This is a genomic window from Pseudomonas abietaniphila (assembly GCF_900100795.1).
Classification (GTDB): domain Bacteria; phylum Pseudomonadota; class Gammaproteobacteria; order Pseudomonadales; family Pseudomonadaceae; genus Aquipseudomonas; species Aquipseudomonas abietaniphila.
The window spans coordinates 27,723-48,023 of the sequence record NZ_FNCO01000025.1; the positions used below are offsets into that span (position 1 = coordinate 27,723).

At 57.2% G+C, this 20,301-nt stretch carries 19 protein-coding genes; 16 read left to right on the forward strand and 3 right to left on the reverse strand.

The annotated features are described in order from the left end of the window. From BLS87_RS30905 to BLS87_RS30925, 4 genes are all read left to right on the forward strand, one after another. Entirely contained in the window at positions 1-504 is a 504-nt protein-coding gene (locus BLS87_RS30905; protein ID WP_244165929.1) for a hypothetical protein, read from the forward strand. A gap of 10 nt (positions 505-514) precedes the next feature. Next, positions 515-1,468, forward strand: a complete 954-nt coding sequence (locus BLS87_RS30910) for a hypothetical protein (protein WP_143024528.1) — start codon at positions 515-517, stop codon at positions 1,466-1,468. 196 nt (positions 1,469-1,664) lie between these two features. After that, positions 1,665-2,297, forward strand: coding sequence for a hypothetical protein (locus BLS87_RS30915; protein ID WP_143024529.1), 633 nt, complete (start codon positions 1,665-1,667; stop codon positions 2,295-2,297). A 796-nt stretch (positions 2,298-3,093) separates the two neighbouring features. Beyond that, positions 3,094-3,309, forward strand: a complete 216-nt coding sequence (locus tag BLS87_RS30925) for a hypothetical protein (RefSeq protein ID WP_074758885.1) — start codon at positions 3,094-3,096, stop codon at positions 3,307-3,309. Positions 3,310-3,360: 51 nt separating this feature from the next. Here the strand turns inward: BLS87_RS30925 and BLS87_RS30930 are convergent, their stop codons facing one another. Both BLS87_RS30930 and BLS87_RS30940 read right to left on the reverse strand, forming a co-directional pair. Next, on the reverse strand, positions 3,361-4,485 hold the full coding sequence (locus BLS87_RS30930; RefSeq protein WP_074758887.1) for a hypothetical protein: 1,125 nt from the start codon (positions 4,483-4,485) through the stop codon (positions 3,361-3,363). A gap of 747 nt (positions 4,486-5,232) precedes the next feature. Next, positions 5,233-5,754 carry a hypothetical protein gene (locus tag BLS87_RS30940; protein WP_074758891.1) on the reverse strand — a complete coding sequence of 174 codons (522 nt, stop codon included), beginning with the start codon at positions 5,752-5,754 and terminating at the stop codon, positions 5,233-5,235. A 1,183-nt stretch (positions 5,755-6,937) separates the two neighbouring features. On the opposite strand from BLS87_RS30940, the gene tmk reads away from it, so the two are divergent. Genes tmk through BLS87_RS30965 form a run of 4 tightly spaced genes read left to right on the forward strand, consistent with a single transcriptional unit; the run spans position 6,938 to position 9,739 of the window. Then, entirely contained in the window at positions 6,938-7,552 is a 615-nt protein-coding gene (tmk, locus tag BLS87_RS30950) for a dTMP kinase (RefSeq protein ID WP_074758941.1), read from the forward strand. Continuing rightward, positions 7,545-8,531: a DNA polymerase III subunit delta' gene (locus BLS87_RS30955; RefSeq protein ID WP_074758895.1), complete on the forward strand. Its 987-nt coding sequence runs from the start codon at positions 7,545-7,547 to the stop codon at positions 8,529-8,531. The genes tmk and BLS87_RS30955 overlap by 8 nt, the downstream gene beginning before the upstream one ends. A 43-nt stretch (positions 8,532-8,574) precedes the next feature. Next, complete coding sequence (locus BLS87_RS30960; protein WP_037011754.1) at positions 8,575-8,931, forward strand: PilZ domain-containing protein; 357 nt, start codon at positions 8,575-8,577, stop codon at positions 8,929-8,931. 16 nt (positions 8,932-8,947) lie between these two features. Next, on the forward strand, positions 8,948-9,739 hold the full coding sequence (locus tag BLS87_RS30965; protein WP_074758897.1) for a TatD family hydrolase: 792 nt from the start codon (positions 8,948-8,950) through the stop codon (positions 9,737-9,739). A gap of 268 nt (positions 9,740-10,007) precedes the next feature. Here BLS87_RS30965 and BLS87_RS30970 read toward each other — a convergent pair whose 3' ends face one another. Further along, on the reverse strand, positions 10,008-11,141 hold the full coding sequence (locus tag BLS87_RS30970) for an aminotransferase class V-fold PLP-dependent enzyme (RefSeq protein ID WP_074758899.1): 1,134 nt from the start codon (positions 11,139-11,141) through the stop codon (positions 10,008-10,010). A gap of 76 nt (positions 11,142-11,217) precedes the next feature. Here BLS87_RS30970 and BLS87_RS30975 point away from each other — a divergent pair, with 76 nt between their 5' ends. From BLS87_RS30975 to BLS87_RS31010, 8 genes are all read left to right on the forward strand, one after another. Then, a complete protein-coding gene (locus BLS87_RS30975) occupies positions 11,218-11,880 on the forward strand; it encodes a TetR/AcrR family transcriptional regulator (protein WP_074758901.1) in 663 nt (220 codons plus the stop codon). A gap of 146 nt (positions 11,881-12,026) precedes the next feature. Then, entirely contained in the window at positions 12,027-12,995 is a 969-nt protein-coding gene (locus BLS87_RS30980; protein ID WP_074758903.1) for a GTP 3',8-cyclase MoaA, read from the forward strand. A 193-nt stretch (positions 12,996-13,188) separates the two neighbouring features. Then, complete coding sequence (locus tag BLS87_RS30985; RefSeq protein WP_074758906.1) at positions 13,189-13,794, forward strand: DUF4823 domain-containing protein; 606 nt, start codon at positions 13,189-13,191, stop codon at positions 13,792-13,794. Positions 13,795-13,804: 10 nt separating this feature from the next. Beyond that, positions 13,805-14,368 (forward strand): DUF1285 domain-containing protein, encoded by a 564-nt coding sequence (locus tag BLS87_RS30990; protein WP_074758908.1) that lies wholly within the window; start codon positions 13,805-13,807, stop codon positions 14,366-14,368. 97 nt (positions 14,369-14,465) lie between these two features. Further along, positions 14,466-15,476: an aspartate-semialdehyde dehydrogenase gene (locus BLS87_RS30995; RefSeq protein WP_074758910.1), complete on the forward strand. Its 1,011-nt coding sequence runs from the start codon at positions 14,466-14,468 to the stop codon at positions 15,474-15,476. Positions 15,477-15,592: 116 nt separating this feature from the next. Then, positions 15,593-18,391, forward strand: coding sequence for a motility hub landmark protein FimV (locus tag BLS87_RS31000; RefSeq protein WP_074758912.1), 2,799 nt, complete (start codon positions 15,593-15,595; stop codon positions 18,389-18,391). Positions 18,392-18,684: 293 nt separating this feature from the next. Further along, the gene (gene truA / locus BLS87_RS31005) at positions 18,685-19,509 is read left to right on the forward strand and encodes a tRNA pseudouridine(38-40) synthase TruA (RefSeq protein ID WP_074758914.1); all 825 of its coding nucleotides are present in this window, start codon (positions 18,685-18,687) and stop codon (positions 19,507-19,509) included. Positions 19,510-19,568: 59 nt separating this feature from the next. Beyond that, a complete protein-coding gene (locus tag BLS87_RS31010; protein ID WP_074758916.1) occupies positions 19,569-20,189 on the forward strand; it encodes a phosphoribosylanthranilate isomerase in 621 nt (206 codons plus the stop codon). Positions 20,190-20,301: the final 112 nt, after the last annotated feature.

Consider the following 20,301-nt stretch of genomic DNA (forward strand, 5'->3'; position numbering starts at 1 on the left):
TTGGCCACACCTTCCAACAAAGGGACAATTGTCGTAGATGGTGAAGCTATTCCCAATGTCCAGTTAACGAACAAGTTCTACGAAGAGCTAAATGCTGGCGAAAACTTTACTCTCTACGGTGTTTTTAAAAATCTGAAGCAGAAAGATAAAAACAGCGGTGTCTTGTATGGCCTTCAGAAAGAAAATGGCGAGAAGATGTTCGCCACTCATTTTCGGCTGCTGGGGCCTATGATGCTGTTGCTTTACGCCTTTCTAGCTTTCTGTCTTGTCTTTGTTGTCGGGTGGGTTGCGTCCTGTGTGCCTGTGATCTGGATTTGGGGCAAAGATGACGTCGACGGGCTTGTATATCACGCGACTGCCTTTGCAATCGTAGAAGCATGCCTGGCCGCCGGATTCTATTTGTGGCGCGCTTGGACGCTTATAAAAATCACAGATGACCCAGATAGTTGGGATGTGATGTCCTCGGCAACACTTTCGAGCCGCTTCTCTAAATTTCACAAGTAATGGCATGAACATGAATATGAGCAAACCAGCGACCAAGGGTATCTTGTTCGCCACCCTGACAGCCTTGAGTATCACGGTGCTAACGGGATGTGGACAGGAGTCTGCGCCCGCGCCGAAAGTCGATACGAGAACCGAGAAGCAAAAGAAAGCAGACGCGATTTACAATCCAACACCTGAGCAAAAAGCACAGCAAGCCGCAGAGCGCCAGGCGCGTATTGACGCTGATCTACCACGTCGAATTGATTTTTCTGATCCCGGTACTGCTGATGATTCGAAGTACGTAGACATCAGTGAGACGTTTGTTGCGTACAAACTGTACAACGCGAAAAAGGCGTGGGATGAAACGCCCGAAGACATCGCAAAAAGTACTATGATTTTGCAAGACACGAATGGCGTCGATCCGAGGATCTCCGCCATCGGCGGTAAACTTTGGCACGCACGCGACGCGTTTGAGAAATCAGACTTGCAGAAAGAGCAGGCCGCGATTGTCACAGAGATTTCTCAGCCATACCACGATACCCAGTGGGTGAAGGCATCGCTGCCGGCTAACGTCGCAAGCCTTGAGTCATATGACTTCAACCAGAAAGGGTTTCCCGTCGCTGCGGCGCTGTTAACGGATAAGCTGTCATTGACTGAAACAGACAGCAAAAATCAGCAGTACGGAAATTTCAAATCCGTAAAGCCGGTCAAAGCCTATCTGTCTAACATTCCGTCCGACTATAAAATCGGGTTCGCGGGGGCGGCTGATAAGACGCTGATTAGCGTTGAAGATGAACAGCTCGCGCGTAAGATCGAAGCCGCCCGGCCCACCGCGAACGTTGAGATCTATGGGTACGTTGAGAGCATTCAACGCCGCCGACTGAATGGTAATGATCAAAAAGAACGTTTCGTGATGATGCACGTTCAAAAGATTCAGATCGTGGACGGCAAAACTGGTGAGGTGCTGGTGGCTACAAAGATATAACTTTTGGTGTTCAGAGCGCCCTTAACGTACGCCTCACAGCGGTATTGCGAGAAGGGTGCTCGATCTTCAGAGTGATTGAACAGCGAGATTGTCTATCTCTAGATTTTGGGTCTTGGATTTTTTTGAAATAAATGCGTTGAAAGATTAAAGTTTGGATGGGTGTGATCCGTTTACATCAATATCAAGATAGTATTTGGTGATGATTATGAACGGTTGTGCCAGCAATATTTCGACGTCTACCTTTCGAGCAGCGCGTTTTATGTCGCTGTACGAGGAAGAGTACGAACAGAAAAATCAGCGTGTTTCCAAATATTTAGTGTCAGTCACACTCATTGATTACACTGAGATTCTCATGGCTATCGGTGGCTCAGTGTACAGTCTGACAGCGGCTCAGTCATGTGCTCTAGCCAAAGGTTTCTTTCTTCTGCTCGCAAGTCATCCTCATCGATTGAAAGACGGCTTGGATGAAATACCACTTGCACATGAAATCTTCGAACGTTTTCTCGAACAATCACGGTATGTGTTCGAGCATGCCCCGGTAGAATCCGGAAATGAGATCGAACTCTATGCGTATGATTGGTCGGAAACAGAACATCATTGCGTGGGTGGGCTTCAGTGCATTGAGCTAGGCTTCGGTCGTGCGCGCGGCCATGTTGTAGATCTTTTCATAGACGATTTTAACGATCTACCTGCTTTCGTATTTGGATACCTATTCGTGATTTTTCAATATGAAGAGGTGGTTTGGTTTCTTGAACAGCTTTGCTCTGCTGCAAATCTATCGGTTAAGCAATCATTGAGTACCTCTGATATCGCTGAAATATCGCACTGAACGATCTGAACGAGTGATGTTTTTTGGAAGATGCTGGGCAGAGCAGCCCCGGTAGGAGTCAGCGGCTAAGGGAAGCGCAGCGCGCACGCCGAAGGGAGAGAGGCGAGGATGGTAGCCGGAAGTGTCGAGATTCGGCGTTAAGCCACGAGGCTCGGGTCATGACAGCCGTCCTTTGGAGGACGCACCCAACCAGAGGGTGTCTAGGTCTAGGATCTGACGTGTCGCCTATCACTCCGCCGATCTTCTGTGTGCGGAATCTACGAATTGCCTATTTTGCGTGCGACTCTCGAGGACTTTTTGCTGCAGTTCTTCGGGAGCAATCGAGACGCCGCCACCTTCCGTAACCTCGAAATTTTTGAGTTTTTTGATGGCTTCGATGAACGAGCGTTCTTGCTTGTCGTGCCATGACTCGGGCCTTGACGGTCTGTTTCTCCAAAATAGCCAGGCCATTTACCACCTCAATGCGGATTCGATGTCAAGCGATAGTATGAGCGACCTGTTCGCTGAGTCCAATCCAAAGGACGTCTGGACGACCTAGCCTTGCGAGCCGCGATCGATTAAGTCATGACTGTGGTAGGTACGGTTCTTCGTAAGCGGAGCGCGCAGGCCATGATGGCCGAAGGCGTGAGGATGTCAGCCCGCTAGGGCCAGGACGCCGTCTAGGCGGCCAGGTTCACGACAGCCGACCCGGGTAGGGCACGCCCAGTTCAAGTCGCTCCGGCGCGTCGTTGAAGGGCTAGAATGCATCAAGAACCGGCGGTCTAGACTTAGCCGCAGCTGAAAGAGGCCCTACGACATGGCTACTGATCCAGACGACACCGTTTACTGCGACATCCAGATGCCTCTAGCGGAAGGTGAGCAACTGCTGAGGCTCGTGGCTGCCTTGCGCGAAAGTAAAGCTCATCCAGGGTTGGATACGGTTCTGCAGCGCATGCAGTACGAGCTGGAGCTATCGATCGATTTGGTCGTGAATCCACCCGATTGGCTAAATTGGGGCGCGACCAAGCATTGATCAAAGCCAGGCTGCTTTCCCGAGATGTCAGCGTGGCCTTCTGGATTCGATCTAAACAACTGCTGTTGCGTCAACGCTGTGTTGCATCAACGTCATCAAACACAGCGTCGTCACGGTCAAGGTGTGAAAGGACAGACTCTCACATTCCTCCGCCAAGTACTGAAGCTCCGCCTTGCGCATAAGGTCAGTCATACACCGCCGGATAACCCCCACGGACGTTTTCAAGGGGTTGATCTGATCTGAAGTAAGCCAGTCGTAATAGATCTTCTCCAACTCGGAAACGCTCATTGCTGCCCTCGAACCATCCGCCGATGGGAACAGAGGGTCGGTCTCAGACAGTTTTTTGGCCCTGATGTACATGGCGATTACGCGACCAGCCATCGGTGGCAGGTCAATCTCATCATCTTGGCCTCTGAACAAGCCAGGTTCCAAATTTGCTCCCACAGCCGAGTGCATGTAGATGACGTCACGGACTGTGAGCTCCGTGATTTCATGAATCTTCGTCTTACTCATCAGTGCATGCAGATTGGAGTTTCGAAATTTTTCGGGTGGGTGGGTACCGTCTTGAAATCCCTGAGCAGCATTGCTGAGCTGTTTAGTAATCAGCGGCGAAACGTTGGACTGCGGGCGCTGTGGATGCGCAGGGAGTTGTTGGCTCGGATCGGAAACCTCTTCGACATTCTCTTCGTCCGGATCCGGATCGAGCGACGGGAGTTTGTAGTTGTTGATCCCCAAGGAATACATCTCGTGAACCTGCTTCGCCTGTTCTGGGAGTGGAATGATCGCCTTGCCGGAGTAGAGATCGGACTCACTGAAGATATTTGCTGCCCAAGGCTGGCCTTGGTCAATCCCCATGACCTTGGCCCACAGGTTGATCGTGGGGCGGATAGTGCCATTGGTCACAGCTGAGTCCACAAAAACATAAAAGCCAGATTCAAGGTCTACGATCAGCGTGACTGGCGGGAGCGCTCCCAGAATGAGTGCCCGTTCCAGCATCCTGATTCGGCGATCATCTAGCGCCCCGTCATACACCAGGGCGAAACGCTGGTGGCCAGCATACGTCCTCGTTTCCAGATTGGGGCCGCTCCATTGCAGGCAGCTGAAAACTACATGCTTGATCGCGCCGCTGGTCTCTACGGGGGAACATTCTTGGCGTAACAGGTGTGAGTGAGGCATACGGGATCCTTCCATTCTATTCAGCTGGACGTTCTCGTGACCCTCTGGAGAATGTTCCAGGGCGACGGTGAGATTGATGCAGACAAGTATTAACGCTGGCCCCCGGCTGACCTGCTTGGGGCTTGAGCATCGGCGCAGGGGTTCTCCGTATCGGATTGATACGGCGCATTACCTATGCCCTTAACGCCGTGCGTAGCTGATGACTTCTCCCTCGTGATGAACATCGTCCTTATGCGCAAGCGGAGCGCGCAGGCCGGGATGGCCGAAGGGCCTGAGGATGGAAGCCCGCAGGGGCAAGATCGGCGAAGCCGAGCTTGGTTTACGACAGCCGGCCCAGCGGGCAGGCCAACTAAGATTTCCCTCGCTTAATGACCCTAAACTGGAACATTAACCCCCTGAAACTTAATTAATGTTCCTGATTAGGGCCATTGTGGCTGCTACGTGAACTTCGAAAACCCCGTGTCGCCGCTTCTAATGAAGTGTCGGTGTGGCTGGTTCGTCTTCTACAGACTTGTCCCGAGAATCGGGCATGTAGAAGTGGAAAGTTGTCTGGCTGTCGAAGTGCCCGAGCTGTTCCCGGATCTGGTCAAACGTACTCTTAGGCTTCAACTTTTGGCGTTTGCTACGGCCAGTGGATTCAGGTTTATCGCCCATTTTCTCATCCTCTTAGAATGGATTCGGTGTGATATTTAACTGCTGCTTTTTAGGCCCACTAGCGTTAGTAGCAGACGTCGCTATGCTCGAGCCTTACGTCACTTTGGCTGCGACCCATTCGCCACTTACCAAGCACAGGGCTAACGAGTAGTTTTGGATCCCCAACGCACCATATTTGAGAATCTCGGGTGCATATGACCTCAGCAGACGCCCCCCGTCGACGGCAGGATGCATCTTGCCCTCAGTGAAGACCGCTGCTGTCCAGGCTCCCATCATTGCCTTACCCGCGAGAGCTCCCCAGGCATATTCGAAAGCTTTCTTTTTGTCACCGCTCAGGTTGTTGTCAGCAATGATCTCAAGATGGCTCTCTGAAACATGTAAAAGCCTTACTGGAGACATCACGCGCGCAGCGATAGCTTCTTCGATGATTTGGATCATTTGGTTATCCGGAGCCCCATCCCAAAGAACCGCAAAGCGTTGCAGTCCCACTTCCTTTCGAAAGCCCAAAGACGGGGTAAGAAATTGCGGTGTAGAAAAAATCGCGAATCGACCCTCATCATTTTCATGTTTGAAGGGGGACTCGTACTCGGTGTAGAAAAAACGGGAGTAGGTCATGGGAACTCCAAGTTCAAAGCGTGCGGCAAGGTAGAGTAGAAGCGCTCCGCCAAGCAGCCAGATATTGGGTGGCGGGTCTGTGAGTGTTCTCCTCTCTGCCTCTAATGAAGTCCAAAAGCTGGAAGCAGTCAAGAAAATTTTTTTGAGGGTTTGAATGTTTTTTTGGTTTTTATGAGCGGCAATTTAGTTGTATGTAAAGTTTTAATATTTCCTCGGCTTTTTCTCAATATGTCAATTAGGCGTCAAATTCAATTATTGGTTTGTGGATGGTGAAATATAAAAATATATAAGATGCTTTGATTTGATGGTTATATGTCAATATAGCGATAGATTTGTATTGAATTTTCACATTTCTCGGCGACATCAAAACCTGTGATCCGAGCGCTTTTTCGTTGGCAGCCAGATGCTCTCAAGCCATTGGGGGGGGCGGTTTGCCTGCTCGTCAATATCAGCATCTCTGCGGGGAATATATAGGCAATGAATAACCTTGGATTCGCGCCAGGAAATGATGATCTTGATGCGTGATGAGGATGCTATAGAGGGGGGCTCGATTGATAGCCGAATGGCTTTTATAAGCAGCAATGGCCTCTTCGGGCGGTTCGCCTATATGAGGAGGAGTAATGCGTTGACTACCGAGATGTTCCACAGCAGGCCGCTCAAGACTTTCACTGCGGTACACGCTTGCGGTGGCTGGCTGCCAATGAGCCCGAGAGGTCGGGAGCCTTCCTTGATGATTTCGCGGTTCGGTTGAGGGGTAATGGAGGAGGAGGGCTTGTGGGAGCGATTGGTCTATCCGATCTCGCGGGAGGTAGAGCGGGATGGTACTACCCCGCCGCGTGGGGCGTCAGTGTCGCCGACGAGTACGAGGGGTTGTGCGCCTGCGTTTTTCTCACCCAGACAGCGTTGGCTCAAACCTATACAATTCGATGCCCAGCAGCAGGTAGGTTTACATTTTCGGCCTGTGAACATGGCCAGAAGGTCGCGATTTTGGAGAATCATCGCTGCATAGGTTTACATTTTGGGTTCCAAATCCTCGGGATTCCAGGCTGGTTGACGTTTTTTCAATCTTTACCTTTTTTATTTTTCATTTTTTCGAGATAAACCATTGAATTTGATAGGTTTGTTTAGGTTTTTACTGATTCAGGCTCGGGTATCTCTTGGGTTTACATTTTATAATAGAGAGATATTAGGCGGTGGCAAGAGCACTAACCGCGAGTACCTGGCCGAGCGCCTGCGCAGCCAGGGTGTCGATGTGGTGCTGACTCGCGAGCCGGGCGGCACGCCGTTGGCTGAGCGCATTCGTGAATTGCTGCTGGCGCCCAGTGACGAAGCGATGGATGCCGACACCGAGCTGCTGCTGGTGTTCGCGGCCCGTGCGCAGCATCTGGCGGGCGTGATTCGCCCGGCGCTGGCCCGGGGTGCGGTGGTACTTTGCGATCGTTTTACGGACGCGACGTATGCCTATCAAGGCGGCGGCCGTGGCCTGTCGGTCGAGCGCATCGCTGCGCTGGAGAACTTCGTTCAGGGCGATCTGCGCCCCGACCTGACGCTGGTGTTTGATCTGCCGGTGGAAATCGGCTTGTCGCGCGCGGCGGCGCGGGGGCGTCTGGATCGCTTTGAGCAGGAAGGCCGCGCTTTCTTCGAGGCCGTGCGCACGACCTACCTGAATCGTGCCGCCGCCGCGCCTGAACGCTATCGTCGAGTGGATGCCGCGCTGCCGCTGGATCAGGTTCAGGCGTCGCTCGATACGCTGATGCCTGATCTGCTGAACCTGTTGGCGGCACGCCGAAATGGCTGAGGCCTACCCGTGGCAGCACGCGCTCTGGCAGCAACTGGCAGGCCGTAGCCAGCATGCCCATGCCTACTTGCTGCACGGTCCGGCGGGCATCGGCAAGCGGGCGCTCGCCGAGCGTTTGATGTACCTGTTGCTGTGCCAGCAACCTCAGGGGCTGGAAGCCTGTGGTCACTGCAAGTCCTGTTCGTTGCTGGCGGCGGGCAGTCACCCCGACAATTACGTGCTGGAACCGGAAGAGGCGGACAAGGCGATCAAGGTCGATCAGGTGCGTGACCTTGTCAGTTTCGTGGTTCAGACCGCGCAGATGGGCGGGCGCAAGGTGGTGCTCATCGAGCCGGTGGAGTCGATGAACATCAACGCCGCCAACGCCTTGCTGAAAAGTCTGGAAGAGCCGTCCGGGGACACCGTGTTGCTGTTGGTCAGTCATCAGCCCAGTCGTCTGTTGCCAACCATCAAGAGCCGTTGCGTGCAGCAGGCCTGTCCGCTGCCGAGCGAGGCGATGAGTGTGGCGTGGCTGGCGCAGGCCTTGCCCGAATGCACTGAAGAGGAGCGTGTCGAACTGCTGACCCTGGCCGTCGGTTCTCCGCTGGCTGCCGTCAGTCTTCAGGCTCAAGGTGTGCGGGAGCAACGCGCCCAGGTGGTGGACGGGGTGAAGAAGCTGCTGAAAGGCCAGCAATCACCCACTCAGCTCGCCGAAGGCTGGAAGGACATCCCGCTGTTGCTGCTGTTTGACTGGTTCTGCGACTGGTCGAATCTGGTGCTGCGTTACCAGCTTACCGAGGACGAAAGCGGCCTCGGGCTGGCGGATATGCGCAAGGTGCTGCAATACCTTGCTCAAAAATCGCGTCAGTCCAGTGTATTGGCCATGCAGGACTGGGTGCTGTTGCAGCGTCAGAAGGTGCTGTCGAAAGCGAACCTGAATCGTGTTTTGTTGCTTGAAGCCTTGTTGGTGCAGTGGGCATCCTTGACCGGACAGGGTTAGACTGGCCATCTGCATGACATCAGTATTGCCCGAGGAAGTTGAGATGAGCGTGCCACTGAGCCCAGGTCCCCGTAACGGCATCCTGTCCCTGACCATCAAGGACAAGTCTGTCCTGTACGCAGCTTATATGCCCTTTATCAAGAACGGCGGACTGTTCATCCCGACCAGCAAGAGCTACAAGCTGGGCGATGAAGTGTTCATGCTGCTCAACCTGATGGACGAGCCGGAAAAAATCCCGGTTGCGGGCAAAGTGACCTGGATCACGCCCAAAGGCGCTCAGGGCAATCGCGCGGCTGGCGTCGGCGTGCAGTTCAACGACGGCGACAATACCGCGCGCAACATGATCGAAAATTATCTGGCCGGGGCACTCAAGTCCGACCGTCCTACCCACACGATGTAAGTGGCTGCGATTTCCCATGCTTGTAGATTCCCATTGCCACCTGGATCGTCTCGATCTCACCGAACACGCCGGCTCACTCGATAACGCCCTGGAGGCAGCGCGCGGCCGTGGTGTCGGTCATTTCCTGTGCATCGGCGTCAGCGCCGACAATGCCGGGGCGGTCAAGGCGCTGGCGGAGCGTTACGAGGACGTCGATTGCTCGGTCGGTATTCACCCGCTGGACCTCAAGCCGGGCGAGGCGCCCGCGATGGAGTGGCTGCTCAACGAGTTGAATCATCCTCGCGTGGTCGCCATCGGCGAGACCGGTCTGGATTATCACTACGAGCCGGAAGCGGCGGAGTTGCAGCAGGCGTCGTTCCGGTTGCATTTACAGGCGGCCAACGTGACGGGCAAACCGGTGATCGTACATACCCGCGGCGCGCGCGAGGACACGCTGACCCTGCTGCGTGAAGCCGCCTTGCCCCAGGCAGGCGTGCTGCACTGCTTCACGGAGGACTGGGACATGGCCAAGGCCGCGCTGGACCTTGGGTTTTACATCTCGCTCTCCGGCATCGTCACGTTCCGCAATGCCGACGCCCTGCGCGATGTGGCGAGCAAAGTGCCTGCCGACCGCTTGCTGGTCGAGACTGACTCGCCTTATCTCGCGCCGATTCCCTACCGTGGCAAGCCCAATCTGCCGCAGTACGTTCGCGAAGTGGCGGAGTTTCTGGCGATGCTGCGAGGCGAGAGCTACGAGCGATTTGCCGAGCAGACCAGCGATAATTTCAAGCGCCTGTTCCCGATGGCTCGGGTCAAACGCGCCGCTTGAGGCAGTGCTCTGAGAGACCACGCCCTGAGACCAAGCGTTGAAGCGTTAAATCGCAGGCAAAAAAAACCCGGGTTCTGGGGGGTGAATCCGGGTTAAGACCATTAGGAGTAAAACAAAGACACGCTATCCATTGGTGCCTTTACCGATGCCGGCACTTGGGGGAGATGCCGCATCAGCGAATTTAAGTATTGGTCATATTCCACAGGCGTCCAGCGCCGCGCTGTACGTTTTTTAAACAGTTTTGGAATATCAGACCGCTGCTGATACCTCAATGCATGGCGATGCGACGCACTATCGCCAATGTCTCTTCGATCACCCGTGATTGTGTATAGAAATGCGGTGAAAAGCGTATCCCTGGTCCTCTGGGCAGGCACACCACCTGATTTTGCATGAGCTGCTGCCACACGGTGTTTGCCTGTAAGCCATCGATGCTGAAAGTGAGGATGCCGGAACGGCGCTTGGCTTCGCGGGATGAATGCAGTTGCACACCGCTGATCGCGCTCAGGCCTTCTTCGAGCCATTTCACCCGTTCAAGGACGGCGTTTCCCACCCGTTCCATCCCGACTTCTTCGAGCAGTGAAAGGCTCGCGTCCAGCGCCATCGCGCCGAGTGTGTTCGGGCTGCCGCATTCGAACCGCTGAGCACTGGCGGCGGGCTGCCAATCGTGACGTCCATAGTCACCGGAGTGTTCGAGCATGTGCCAGCCAAACGCGTGCAGCTTTAAGTGGGGCCTTAACGCGGCGCGACAATAGAAAACGCCCAGTCCTTCCGGGCTGCACATCCATTTGTGCCCGTCCGCCATCGCGAAATCGCACTGGCTGGCCTGAACATCGAACGGCAGGGCGCCAATGTGTTGAATGGCGTCGATGCAGAACAGCACGCCGAGCTGCTTCAAACCGTGGCCCAGGCGTTCGACATTGAGGCGCGTGCCCGTTGCGAACTGAACCGAGCTTATGGACAGCAGGCGTGTGCGCGGTCCGCACGCCGCCAGCAATGCCCCTTCCGGGTCGTCGCCTTTCAAGCTGACTTGAACCACGTCGACACCCTGCGGTTTGAGGGCCTCCCAGACGACACGGTTGGACGGGAATTCCTCATCGCTGATCACCACGTTGTCGCCCGCTTTCCAGTCGAGGCCAAAAGCGACAAAAGACAGGGCTTCCGAGGTATTTTTGACCAGCGCAATGTCATCGGTCGACGGTGCGTTCAGCAGTCGCGCCAGTCGTTCGCGAAGGCGTTGCTCGATCTTCATCCAGTCCGGATAGTCGCGCGCGCCCAGCAAAACGTTCTCTTCAGCGAATTTGCCGACGGCGGCAGCAGTGCGTTTCGGCCATGGACCGACGGCTGCGTGGTTTAAATATCGCAAGTCGGGGGCTTGGGCGAATTCGTCATGAAACGTAGACATGGTCGGATGATCCGTGCAATTTGCTGCAAGTTAGGCATAATGTGCGGCTTCGATTTTGAACCCACAGCCTCTTCCTATGCAGAAAGAACCTCGTAAGGTCCGTGAGTTTCGGCGCCGTGAGCAAGAAATTCTCGATACCGCGCTCAAGCTGTTTCTCGAACAGGGTGAAGACAGTGTCACCGTCGAGATGATTGCTGATGCCGTGGGTATTGGCAAAGGCACCATTTATAAGCACTTCAAGTCGAAGGCGGAGATCTATCTGCGTCTTATGCTCGACTACGAGCGTGATTTGAACGAGTTGCTTCACTCTGCCGACGTCGACAAAGACAAGGAAGCGCTCTCGCGCGCCTACTTTGAATTCCGCATGCGTGACCCGCAGCGTTATCGTCTGTTCGACCGTCTGGAAGAGAAGGTGGTCAAGGGCAATCAGGTCCCGGAGATGGTGGAGCAGTTGCACAAGATCCGCGCCTCGAACTTCGAACACCTGACCCTGCTCATCAAAGGCCGGATCTCCGAAGGCAAGCTGGAAGACGTGCCGCCTTACTTCCACTATTGCGCCGCCTGGGCGTTGGTGCATGGCGCGGTTGCGTTGTACCACTCGCCGTTCTGGAGCAATGTGCTGGAAGATCAGGAAGGTTTCTTCCAGTTCCTGATGGACATCGGTGTGCGTATGGGCAACAAGCGCAAGCGTGACCCGGAATCCGGTCATGACCTCAAGCCGGAAGTCTCTGGTACTTGAACTTCGTTTCGCGATAGTTCACCTCTTGGGCAGGCACGCGGGTGTGCTCTGCTCTGGAGCTGCCTCGTGTTTGCCCGGAATGCCGCTTGCTAAAAGTTGATTTATGAGTCAATTTTTTGCGCGCTGTGCCATTCCCGGAGTTTCTCATGATCGTTGATCGCCAAGGCCGACGTTTCCGCAACCTGCGGATCAGTCTGACGTCTGCGTGCAATTACGCCTGTACCTACTGCGTGCCAGACGGCAAGCGGCTGGTTGCTGCGCAGAATGAACTGTCGGCGGACGCCATGGCGCGCGGCGTGGAGTACCTGATTGAAGCGGCCGGCATCGAACGCTTGCGTATCACGGGCGGCGAGCCGCTGGTGAGTCCGCGTCTTGAGGGTTTCATGAGCCGAATAGGTCGAATGGGTCTCTCCGACATCAGCCTGACCACCAACGGCCAGTTGCTCGCGCGCAAGCTGCCGATTTTGCTGGACGCCGGCATTCGTCGGATCAATGTCTCGCTCGACACGCTGGATCCGGGCGCATTTCGCGCGATCGCTCGGGGCGGCGACTTGAACGCCGTGCTGGACGGCATGGAGCAGGCGAGGGCGGCGGGCATTCGGATCAAGGTCAATATGGTGCCGTTGCGGGGTCAGAACCTGGATCAGGTCATGCCGCTGCTCGAGTACTGCCTGGCGCGTGGCTACGAATTGCGCTTCATCGAGCTGATGCGCATGGGGCATCTGGCAGGCGATCAGAACGCCTTTCTTCAGCAATTCGTCAGCCTTGGGCAACTGCTGTCGCTGATCGGCGAGCGCTACGCGTATTCGCAGGCCGATGCGCCGGTCGATGCGACAGCGGTACGTTATCGCATTCCTGATCAAGGCCATTTCGGCGTCATCGCCAACGAAAGCGTGCCGTTCTGTCGCACGTGCTCACGTCTGCGTCTTTCGTCGACGGGATGGCTGCACGGGTGCCTGTCGTCCAGCCATCGGCATTACGTCGGCGATCTGTTCGATAAGCCACGGCACGAGGCGTTGCCGGCGTTGCAGCGCTTGCTGATCAAGGCACTGGGCGACAAGCAGGCGGTTGCGTTTTCCGGTGGCGCGACCGTCATGAAGATCATTGGCGGTTGAGTCCTGCCCTTCGCGAATCGAACGGTTTGCGAGAGACCGACAGGGTCGAGAGACATCTCTTCTGACTGCAAGCATTTTCGCGAAGGAATTCGCGTCCAAAGAGCCTGATGCCTCTGGTTTGCCCAGAGCTGGCGCAAAAGCTGCATTACCCGGCCATTCGCCGGTTTTCCGTCGCCGGACTTTGGAGGAAGTAATGCGTAGCCTGGTTTTACTGCTGACGTTGTTGGCATTGAGTGGCTGCATGCACGTCAGCGATCTGGCACAAGGCGCCCACGACGAGCTCAGCGATGCGGGTCTGCTGGACCATAGCTCGACGCGCCGGATCAATAACTTCCGCCTGCAGCCGGACTCGTTCATTTATATCGCTCAAGGCGCCTTTGCTCCGCCGGGTGGCGCGTATCCGCGTCCTAACGTGGTGGCCGAAGAAGCCTTCAACGGTTTCATCGAGTACTTCCCGATGGTTCGCCGCGCCCGCGCACCGGAAGGTCTGGATGATGCGATGAACGAGGCCCGTGCGGCCGGCGCGCATTATCTGCTCTATACCCGCTTCGCCAAGGCGGACGACCGCATTGGCAATTTTGACGAGTGGTCGGACCAGGAAGCGGTGGATCGTCTGGGGATCGACAGCGGCGTGATTCAACTGATGCTGATTGAAACCAACACCCGCTATCTGATCGATTCGGCGCGCATTCACAGCCGTGGTGGCTTGTTGACGCTGCACGATACCAAGCCTGAGGATTTGCTAGGTCCACCGATGGAGGATTACGCTCGCAGTTTGTTGGGCGTCGAAGCCCGCTGAGGAATAGCGAATGAGTGATCCGGGCAAAGCCAACGACCTGCTGGCGCAGATCCCCAAGAGCGGCAAAGGTTTGCCGCCTGTGCACCTGTGGAATCCGGATTTCTGTGGCGATATCGACATGCGGATCGCCCGTGACGGCACCTGGTTCTATCTGGGGACGCCGATCGGGCGCAAACCCATGGTCCGGCTCTTTTCCACCATCATCCGACGCGACGGCGATGACTATTTCCTGATCACGCCGGTCGAGAAGGTCGGCATCACGGTCGATGACGCGCCTTTCGTGGCCGTATTGCTGGAGGTGCAGGGCGAGGGCGAATCACAGGTGCTGCGTTTCACCACCAATGTCGAAGACGCGGTGGAGGCGGGCGCCGAGCATCCTTTGCGCGTCTCGATCGACCCGGCCACCCAGGAACCTGCACCCTACCTTCATGTGCGCGCCAACCTGGAGGCCTTGATTCACCGCAATGTCTTCTATCAACTGGTTGATCTCTCGGTCACCCGCGAGATCGACGGGGAGCGCTGGATGGGCGTCTGGAGCCATGGCGAGTTCTTCCGTATCGGTCTGGAACCCTGACGGATCGAAGCGTGTTGCTGTGTGTTTTGCCAGGTCAATTGCCTGGCACCTCTCTCGCGGTTAAAGTGCCGCCCCCCGATTTTTCTGAGGTTTTTGCATGAGCCAGTCCATTGATATCGCCGTGATCGGCGCCACCGGTACTGTCGGCGAAACCATCGTCCAGATTCTTGAAGAGCGCGATTTCCCGGTGGGTGATCTGCACCTGCTGGCCAGTGCGGAATCGGCGGGCAGCTCGGTCGCGTATCGCGGCAAGAACGTCCGCGTGCGTGAGGTCGACGCGTTTGACTTCAACAAGGTAAAGATCGCCTTTTTTGCCGCAGGCCCGGCCGTGACCCGCAGTTACGCCGCACGCGCGACCGCGGCGGGTTGTGCCGTGATCGATCTGTCTGGCGGTCTGCCGGTCGAGCAGGCGCCTAACGTGGTCCCCGAGGTCAACGCTCCGTTGCTCGCCCGCCTGACAAAACCCTATCAGGTCGCCTGCCCGAGCCCTGCAGCGGCAGCGTTGTCCGTCGTGCTGGCGCCGTTGCATGCGCTCATCGATGTCCAGCGGATCAGCGTGACCGCCTGCATGGCGGTGTCGAGCCTGGGCCGCGAAGGCGTCACCGAACTCGCGCGGCAAACCGCTGAATTGCTGAATGTTCGACCGCTGGAACCCAAGGTGTTTGACCGGCAGATGGCGTTCAACGTGTTGGCGCAAGTCGGCACGCCAGACGCGCAGGGTCATGTTCCCCTTGAAAAACGTTTGGTCGCCGAGTTGCGAGAGTTGCTCTCGCTGCCTTTAATCAAGGTCGGTGTGACCTGCATTCAAGTACCTGTGTTTTTCGGCGATAGCCTGAGCGTGTCGGTGCAGACGTCGGCGTCCGTGGATGTTGCAGCGGTCGCTGCGGCGCTCGATGCCGCACAGGGGATCGAACTGGTCGACGCAGGGGATTATCCGACGCCGGTCGGCGATGCGGTTGGCCAGGATGCTGTCTACGTAGGACGCTTGCGTGGCGGGATCGACGATGCCTGTGAGCTCAATTTCTGGGTGACGTCGGACAATGTGCGCAAAGGTGCGGCGCTGAACGCTGTGCAGGTGGCTGAATTGTTGATAAAAGACGTTGTGTAAAAGATACTTGCCAACAATTCAAAGAATCATTCTAGCTGCGGCGTGTCGAAACGCCCTACGCCCTAGCAGGCTTTATCTTCTCGGTTGCCGGGGAAATTTTAAACAAGGGATGGGCTATGGTTCAGGTTCGTAAACTGGTTTTAGCAATCGCTGCGGCTTCGGCGCTGACGTCCGGGATGGCCCAGGCGCTCGGGCTCGGCGGTTTGACCGTCAAGTCGACCCTGAATCAGCCGCTGCTGGCCGAAATCGAACTCACGCAAGTTCAGGACCTCAATGCGGCGCAGGTCGTGCCGAGTCTGGCCACTTCTGCCGAGTTCGCGCAAGCGGGCGTCGGCCGGATGGCGATCCTCGATGACTTGACGTTTACCCCGGTGGTCAATCCCGGTGGCAAGAGCGTGCTGCGGATCACGTCGACCAAGCCCATCCGCGATCCCTATGTGAAATTCCTCGTGCAGGTGCTCTGGCCCAATGGCCGTGTGCTGCGCGAATACAGCCTGTTGCTTGATCCGCCGAAGTTTTCGCCACAGGCGGCCGCTGCCGCCGCGCAATTGCCGTCCACTGCACCGAGCGCCGCGCCCGCGCAGGCTCCGGCCGCACAAACCCCTGCGCCTACGCCTGCCCAGCCACCGGCTGCACCGGCCTCGCCGAAATACACCGAATACACCACGGCCAACAACGACACGTTGTGGGAGATCGCCGAACGTGTGCGTAACGGCGGTACCGTGCAGCAAACCATGCTGGCGATTCAGGCGCTCAATCCGGATGCGTTTATCGCAGGCAATATCAACCGGCTGAAGAAAGGCCAGGTGTTGCGCCTGCCTTCGTTGCAGGAAGTCACCGCGACGCCGCAGCCGCGCGCCGTGGCCGAGGTCGCCGAGCAGAATCGTGCCTGGCGTGAGGGCCGTCGCATGCCAACCGGCGCGCGTCAGGTCGATGCGACCCGCCGTGATCGCACCGACGCGACGCCTGCCCAGATCGACGCCAAGGACAACCTCAGTCTGGTCGCGGCCAACACCAAGCCAGGTGCGAAGGGCGCTGCCGGTGATGCCGCCGAGCTGAACAACAAGCTCGCGGTGACCCAGGAAAGCCTGGACAGCACCCGTCGCGACAATGCCGAGCTGAAGAGCCGCATGAGCGATTTGCAAAGTCAGGTCGACAAGCTGAATCGCCTGATCCAGTTGAAGAACGATCAGTTGGCCAAGATGCAGGCCGCTGGCGCAGCGGTTCCACCGCCTGCTGCCGACGCGAACAGCACCGTCAGCCCGAACAGCGTGACCAATCCGAACAACGCCGCCAACCCGGCGATGCCAGCCGAAATCGTTCCGCCGTCAGCCGCGCCGGACGCGGCCGGCAAACCACCGAATGAAATCGCGCCGGAGGACGCGCTGCCGGTCGAGGGCGCCAAGGTGACGGGTGCGACGCCGGATCAGCCGCTGGCCGTTGTGCCGCCTGACGCGTCGAGTAACGCTGACAACCAGAGCACCCTCGACAAGATTCTGGCCAGTCCGATGCTCATGGGGCTGATCGGTGGTGGTGCGTTGTTGGTGCTGCTGTTGCTTCTGTTGCTGTTGGCCCGTCGTCGCAACGCGTTGATTGAGGCTGAGAAACATCGACAAATGGCTCGCGCTCTGTCGGAAGAGTCTGACTTTGCGTCAGACATGGACATGCCTGAAAGCAGTTTCGAGGGTCTGGAGGTGCCTGCGCCCAATGTAAAGATGGCACCGCTGGCGGCCGTGATCGTCGAGCCGACCCGCGAACGTCCCGCTGATGTCCTCGTGCAGGCCGAAATCCACATCGCTTATGGCCGCACCAATCAGGCTGCCGCGTTGCTGGAAGAAGCCATCAAGGAAGAGCCTCTGCGCAGCGATCTGCGCCTCAAGCTCATGGAAATCTACGCCCAGCAGGACAACCAGGCAGGTTTCGTCGCTCAGGAGCGGCAGCTGGTTGCCACGGGAAAGAACCACGCTGAAGTCGAGCAGCTCAAAACCCGTTATCCCGCCATGGCAGCTGCGGCTGCAGCAGCGGCGGGTGTTGCGTCAGCGGCGGCTTTGGCGTCGGAAATGGATGCAAAGTACGTTGAGGATCTGCTGAGCGATAAAGATGAGCCCGCGCCGGCAGTAGAACCTGAGCCTGAGCCTGAGCCTGCGCCGGAGCCTGTCGTGCAAGCGCCCGATGACTTCGACACCGCGTTCGATTTGAGCCTGGACGACCTCGAGGCCACGTCGCCTGCAGAGGTTAAGGACCACTCCGCGCACGTGGCGGATGACGGCCTCGACGATCTTGATCTGGACGCGCCGTTTGGCGGTTCGACCCCCGACGACCTGGATTTCGATTCGATCCTGCGCGAACAGACCGAAGCCAAGAATACCGAGCCGACCGACCTGGCGGACTTCGACCTGAACCTGGCCGAAGATCAACCGGGGCTAAAGGCTGAGGACGATTATCTGTTGGGCATGGACGATGAGTTGCGCGATCTGCCAGCCTTCGACGAGACGGCGGACCTGGGTGCCAGCAAACCTGCCTCGGAAGATGACCTTGAGTTGCCGGCCGATTTCGATCTGTCGCTGGCCGACGAGATGGAGACCGAGCAGGCTTCGCAAGCCTTTGCCTCCGAGATCGATGACGTGAACGCCGAGCTTGATCGCCTCTCGCAGAGTCTGGAGCAGCCTGCCATCGCCAAGCCGTTCGACAGCCCGCCGGCCTTCACGGAAGACGACGCGTTGCTGGCCGATGACGAGCCTGAGTTCGATTTCCTTTCGGGCACCGATGAAGCGGCAACCAAGCTGGACCTGGCCCGTGCCTACATCGAAATGGGCGACGCCGACGGCGCTCGCGACATTCTCGATGAGGTCGTGGCGGAAGGGGATGACGGGCAGAAAACCGAAGCCCGGGATATGTTGTCGCGACTCGCCTGATCCGGATGTGCTTTGTGTGAAAAACGACCGCCTCGGCGGTCGTTTTTATTTGGAATGCGGAAATCTGTGGGAGTTAGCCTGCTCACTCCCGCAAGGCAGCTGTAATCCTGTGGCTTCGTGCTGTGTCTGAGGTGGAGGGGTGTCGGGCGGTGTTGGGGAGGGGGGCTAGAGGCGGTGACCACTGCCAATGGCGTCTTTTCCCGGCATCCGTATAATGGCCGCCCTTGCGCATCTCGACAGGCTTCAAGCTCTTGGCAACTACAGACACAGAGGCAGAAACAGCGGCAGCCGAAATGGCGGCCGAGGGTTTTTCCAGAATCGCACTGGGCGTGGAATACAAAGGTTCGCGTTACAGCGGCTGGCAGCGGCAGTCCACCGGCGTGCTGACGGTTCAGGAAACGTTGGAAAACGCCCTGTCCAGAGTGGCCGATTCGCCCGTTTCGCTGATGTGCGCCGGTCGTACCGATGCGGGTGTGCATGCCTGCGGGCAAGTCGTGCATTTCGATACCAGGGCCGTGCGCACGATGAAAGCGTGGACCATGGGCGCCAACATCAACCTGCCTCACGACATCAGCGTGACCTGGGCGAAAGAAATGCCTGCGCATTTTCATGCCCGCTTCAAGGCGATTGCCCGCCGCTATCGATACGTCATTTACAACGACCAGATCCGCCCGGCGCACCTGGGCCAGGAAATCACCTGGAATCACCGTCCGCTGGACGTCGAACGTATGGCGCTGGCGGCCGAGTATCTGGTGGGGACTCACGACTTCAGTGCGTTTCGTGCCGGGCAATGCCAGGCCAAGTCACCGATCAAGCAGATTCATCACCTGCGCGTCACCCGCCACGGCAAGATGATTGTCATCGATATTCGTGCCAACGCCTTCCTTCACCACATGGTGCGCAACATCGCCGGTGTGCTGATGACCATCGGGGCAGGGGAGCGGCCGATCGAGTGGGCCAGTGAAGTGCTCGAGAGCCGCGTGCGGCGTACCGGCGGTGTGACCGCGCATCCATTTGGTCTGTATCTGGTCCAGGTCGAATACCGGGACGAGTTTCCGTTGCCCGAGCGTTATGTCGGTCCGCACTTTCTCACCGGGTTCACCGAACTGGAAGGCTGACGCCCGGTACAGCATTTGCTACCATCCGGGACTTTCGCAAGGCTTGAGGTCTTCACTACATGTCTGCCGTTCGCAGCAAGATCTGCGGGATTACCCGCATAGAAGATGCGTTGGCCGCTGTCGAAGCGGGAGCCGACGCCATCGGCTTCGTGTTCTACCCCAAGAGCCCGCGCGCCGTCACCGTTGAGCAGGCGCACGCGATCATTGCCCAATTACCGCCGTTCGTGAGCACCGTCGGGCTGTTCGTCAATGCTGAGCGGGAAGCCCTGAACGCCTTGCTCAATGAAGTGCCACTGGACCTTATCCAGTTTCACGGAGACGAAACCCCGGAGCAGTGCGAAGGCTACCAGCGCCCTTACATCAAGGCGCTGCGTGTGCAGGCCGGTGATGACATCGCCGCCAGCTGCGTCCTGTATGAGAAGGCGAGCGGTATCCTGCTGGATACCTACGTCGCAGGCGTACCCGGCGGTACGGGCGAAACGTTCGATTGGGCATTGATTCCAAAACATCTGAGCAAGCCGATCATTTTGGCCGGTGGCCTGACGTCGGCTAATGTCTCTCAAGCCATCGCGCAGGTCCGTCCGTACGCGGTGGACGTCAGCGGTGGCGTGGAAAAGACCAGAGGCATCAAGGATCACGACAAGATCCGCGCCTTCATGAGCGCGGTCCACGGCACATGACGTTTTTTCCGATGGCGTGGCCCGTTGATGTGACGACAGACCAGCGGTCGCCGTCCACTAGCCTGCGACCACGGTTTGTGGGCAACCAATATTGAACAGGCGAAGACGCTCA

Excerpts from the sequence above, each read along its gene's own strand:
- BLS87_RS31000 (WP_074758912.1), top strand. The coding sequence starts at position 15,593 with ATGGTTCAGGTTCGTAAACTGGTTTTAGCAATCGCTGCGGCTTCGGCG.
- BLS87_RS31010 (WP_074758916.1), top strand. The coding sequence starts at position 19,569 with ATGTCTGCCGTTCGCAGCAAGATCTGCGGGATTACCCGCATAGAAGAT.
- BLS87_RS30940 (WP_074758891.1), bottom strand. The coding sequence starts at position 5,754 with ATGACCTACTCCCGTTTTTTCTACACCGAGTACGAGTCCCCCTTCAAA.
- truA (WP_074758914.1), top strand. The coding sequence starts at position 18,685 with ATGGCGGCCGAGGGTTTTTCCAGAATCGCACTGGGCGTGGAATACAAA.
- BLS87_RS30965 (WP_074758897.1), top strand. The coding sequence starts at position 8,948 with ATGCTTGTAGATTCCCATTGCCACCTGGATCGTCTCGATCTCACCGAA.
- BLS87_RS30995 (WP_074758910.1), top strand. The coding sequence starts at position 14,466 with ATGAGCCAGTCCATTGATATCGCCGTGATCGGCGCCACCGGTACTGTC.
- BLS87_RS30970 (WP_074758899.1), bottom strand. The coding sequence starts at position 11,141 with ATGTCTACGTTTCATGACGAATTCGCCCAAGCCCCCGACTTGCGATAT.
- BLS87_RS30960 (WP_037011754.1), top strand. The coding sequence starts at position 8,575 with ATGAGCGTGCCACTGAGCCCAGGTCCCCGTAACGGCATCCTGTCCCTG.
- BLS87_RS30980 (WP_074758903.1), top strand. The coding sequence starts at position 12,027 with ATGATCGTTGATCGCCAAGGCCGACGTTTCCGCAACCTGCGGATCAGT.
- BLS87_RS30930 (WP_074758887.1), bottom strand. The coding sequence starts at position 4,485 with ATGCCTCACTCACACCTGTTACGCCAAGAATGTTCCCCCGTAGAGACC.
- BLS87_RS30910 (WP_143024528.1), top strand. The coding sequence starts at position 515 with ATGAATATGAGCAAACCAGCGACCAAGGGTATCTTGTTCGCCACCCTG.
- BLS87_RS30955 (WP_074758895.1), top strand. The coding sequence starts at position 7,545 with ATGGCTGAGGCCTACCCGTGGCAGCACGCGCTCTGGCAGCAACTGGCA.
- BLS87_RS30985 (WP_074758906.1), top strand. The coding sequence starts at position 13,189 with ATGCGTAGCCTGGTTTTACTGCTGACGTTGTTGGCATTGAGTGGCTGC.
- BLS87_RS30990 (WP_074758908.1), top strand. The coding sequence starts at position 13,805 with ATGAGTGATCCGGGCAAAGCCAACGACCTGCTGGCGCAGATCCCCAAG.
- BLS87_RS30975 (WP_074758901.1), top strand. The coding sequence starts at position 11,218 with ATGCAGAAAGAACCTCGTAAGGTCCGTGAGTTTCGGCGCCGTGAGCAA.
- BLS87_RS30925 (WP_074758885.1), top strand. The coding sequence starts at position 3,094 with ATGGCTACTGATCCAGACGACACCGTTTACTGCGACATCCAGATGCCT.